The 3,157-nt window shown below is 69.8% G+C and carries 2 protein-coding genes; both read left to right on the top strand.

Annotated elements, in window-relative coordinates:
* Positions 1–2,024, top strand: a 2,024-nt coding sequence (locus tag IT306_00035) for a tetratricopeptide repeat protein (GenBank protein ID MCC7366780.1), incomplete at its 5' end; no start/stop codon positions are given.
* Positions 2,025–2,321: 297 nt separating this feature from the next.
* A complete protein-coding gene (locus IT306_00030) occupies positions 2,322–3,092 on the top strand; it encodes a sulfur transferase (protein ID MCC7366779.1) in 771 nt (256 codons plus the stop codon).
* Positions 3,093–3,157 lie beyond the last annotated feature (65 nt).

The following is a 3,157-nucleotide window of genomic DNA, read 5'->3' as shown; positions in this document are numbered from 1 at the left end:
TCGTGACCAGTCGGGCGCCCCTCCAGGTGGCCGGTGAGCGCGAGTTCCCGGTCGCTCCGCTGGCGCTCCCGTCGCTCACGCCGGCCACGACGCTGGCCCAGATCGCCAGCGCTCCCGCTGTGATGCTCTTCGTCGAGCGCGCCGTGGCCATCCGTCCGGACTTCGCGCTGACCGAGACCAACGCGGTGACGGTCGCCGCGATCTGCACGCGTCTGGATGGCCTGCCGCTGGCCATCGAGCTGGCAGCCGCTCGCAGCCGGCTCCTGCCGCCCGAAGCGTTGCTGCGCCACCTGGGCGAGGGGTTGTCGTTCCTGGTGGGCGCCCGGCGAGACGCCCCCGCCCGGCAGCGGACGCTCCGAGACGCGATCGCCTGGAGCTACGACCTGCTGCCTCCATCCGAGCAGCAACTCTTTCGGCAGTTGAGCGTCTGCGTCGGCGGGTTCACCCTGGAAACGGCGGCCGCTCTTCACGGAGACGGTGCTGTCAGGGACGCGCTGAGTACCGATCAGGTCCGCCTCGTGGACATGCTGGAATCACTGGTCGTCAACAATCTCGTGCAGCGCGCAGCCGACCCAGGGACCGATCCGCGCTTCAGAATGCTGGAGACCGTCCGCGAGTTCGGGATCGAGCGACTCCGCGCCGCCGACGAAGAGGTCGCAGGCCGCGCTCGCCACCTGGATTGGTGTCTCGGCCTCGTCGAACGGTATCAGCAACACGCCCAAACGACCGGTCACGCTGAATGGCTGGACCGGCTGGAGTCCGAGCTTCCAAACCTCCGAGAAGCCCTCCGTTGCGCCGAATCCAACCCGAGTTCCACCAGGCACGGGCTTCGATTGGCCAACGGACTGGTCGGATTCTGGCTTCTGCGAGGGCATCACCGTGAAGCTCGGGACTGGTTGGCTCGCCTGTTGGCGCGGTCGCCCGATCGGTCCGCCGCTCGGGCCGAGGCGCTCGATGGGGCGGGGTTTCTCGCGGTGCGCCAGAACGACTACTCAGGAGCGACGCCACTCCTCGAAGAGGCGCTCGCGATCTCGCGCGAGATCGGCGATCGGCGAGGCATCGCGCGGTCGCTGCTCCGCTTCGGCGTCATACCGCACCACCTGGGCGATCTCGATCGTGCGCAGGCGATGCTCGAGGAAAGCCTGGCGATCTGCCGCGCCGTCGATCATCCGCGCGGCGAGGAGATGGCGCTGCACTACCTCGGCGATCTGTTCTTCGATCGAGGGAAGCACGGCGAGGCGGCCACCCTGTACGAGCAAGCGCTCGTCCTGGCCCGGCGGCATCACAACAATCACGGCATCGCCTACGCCGTGCGCGGCCTCGGCCATCTCGCGCGGGCGCGTGGCGAGTACCCGCAGGCCCGCAAGCTCCTCGGGGAGAGCCTCAGGCTGCTGCTCGATCTGCGAGACCGTCGTTGCATCCCGCTCTGCCTGGAAGGACTGGCCTGCATGGCCGTCGGCCAGGATTGGGCCACGCGCGCCATCCTGCTCATGGGCGCCGCCGGTCTGATTCACGAGGATACCGGCGCGCTTGCGCCACCATCCGAGTGGGCGGACTACCAGCGCACGGTGGCCGATGCGCGCGTCGCGCTTGGCGGGCAGCGCTTTGCCGAGACCTGGGCCAGGGGCGCGGCGCTGTCGCTCAGCGAGGCGGTCACGCTTGCCCTGGACGAGGTCACGACGCCGACGCCAGGGGAGTACACGGACGCGGCCGGTGAGGCTCCGGGCCTGCCCAGAGACCCGCCGGCGCAGCGCCCCGACTCGATTCCCCACGCCTCACCGCCGCCCGACTCGTCCAGGTCGCCCGAACCGGACGTGCCGATGACGCCGCGCGAGCGCGAGGTTGTGGCGCTGATCGCCGGCGGCCTGAGCAACCGCGAGATCGCCACGCGCCTGGTTCTGAGCGTTCGCACCGTCGAGCGACACATCGAGAACGTCTACAACCGCCTCGGCATCACCGGCAAAGCCGGCCGGGCCATCGTGACGGCGTACGCCCTCCGGCATGGGCTCGCCCCCGTCGGCTGACGCCCCGTCGGCTGACGTCCCACCGGTAGCCACAGGGCAGCCGCCCGGCGGCCCCCAATCGGCCACAGGGCGACCCCCAATCGGCCGCGTGCCGCCTGAGATGGGTGTGTCCACGCATGGCACCATCCGGCTGCCTCCCTACCGTGGAGAGCGCCTGGCGATTCGCCGGACGACGGCCCTGGAGCGATCCCGTGCCGCGCCCGGCGGACGCCGGCAACAACCCATCGGCAGGGAGTGATTATGCGATCGGTTCAGAGACGTTCACGTCACCTGTTTAGCATTGTCGCAGTGGGCCTCATGGCGCTGGCGGTCGTCGGTTGGGGCGGCTTCGGGCAGACAGCCCTCGCGCAGGGCGTCACCATCTTCCAGACCACCCTGATGGAGCCGAACCAGAAGACCGCCGAGGTCTCGACGGACGAGCTTCGGCAGCTTCTGGCCAGCGGGAGCGCCTTCGTCTTCGACGCCCGCCCGCACATGGAGTACGCCGTCAGCCATATCCCTGGCGCACTCAACGTCGCGCCGAAGCCGGGCGTTCCGATGTCGCTCTACGTCTCCGACGTGGCGGAGATCGGCCGCGTCGTACCGGACAAGGCAGCGGCTGTCGTGCTCTACTGCAACGGCCCGGCCTGCGGGAAGAGCAAGCGGCTGGCCGAGGAGCTGCTGGAGGCGGGCTACACCAACGTCCGTCGCTACCAGCTCGGCGCGCCCACCTGGCGAGCGCTGGTCGGCGTCATGGAGATCGAGCTTGACGCCATCCGGTACGTCCGCGATGCCGACCGCACGGCCTGGTTCGTCGATGCGCGCAATGCCGAGGAGTTCGGGATGGGCAGCCTGACGGGCGCGCACAACATTCCCGCTGGCGAGGTCGCGAAGGCGAAGGACGACGGTCGCCTGCCGATGGAGGATCACAATACCCGCGTCATCGTGTTCGGGGCCGACGCGGCCCAGGCTCGGGCGGTCACGACGGAGCTGGCGAAGAACGCCTTCCACAACGTGGCCTACTTCAGCGGCCCGCTCGACGCCCTCGCCGCCGGCCTCGGCGAGACGCTGGTGGCCGCCGCTCGCTGACGCGGCAGCGCCGGCAAGGACGTGGGCGTGGGCTCGGATGAGCGAACTGCATCCGAGCCCACGCC

The organism is Chloroflexota bacterium (assembly GCA_020850535.1).
GTDB lineage: Bacteria > Chloroflexota > UBA6077 > UBA6077 > JACCZL01 > JADZEM01.
Note: the sequence above shows the minus strand (reverse complement) of the source record. Positions and strands in the feature narration are given on the sequence as shown.

Coding starts and splice junctions, on each gene's coding strand:
- IT306_00030 (MCC7366779.1), top strand. CDS start 2,322: ATGGCGCTGGCGGTCGTCGGTTGGGGCGGCTTCGGGCAGACAGCCCTC.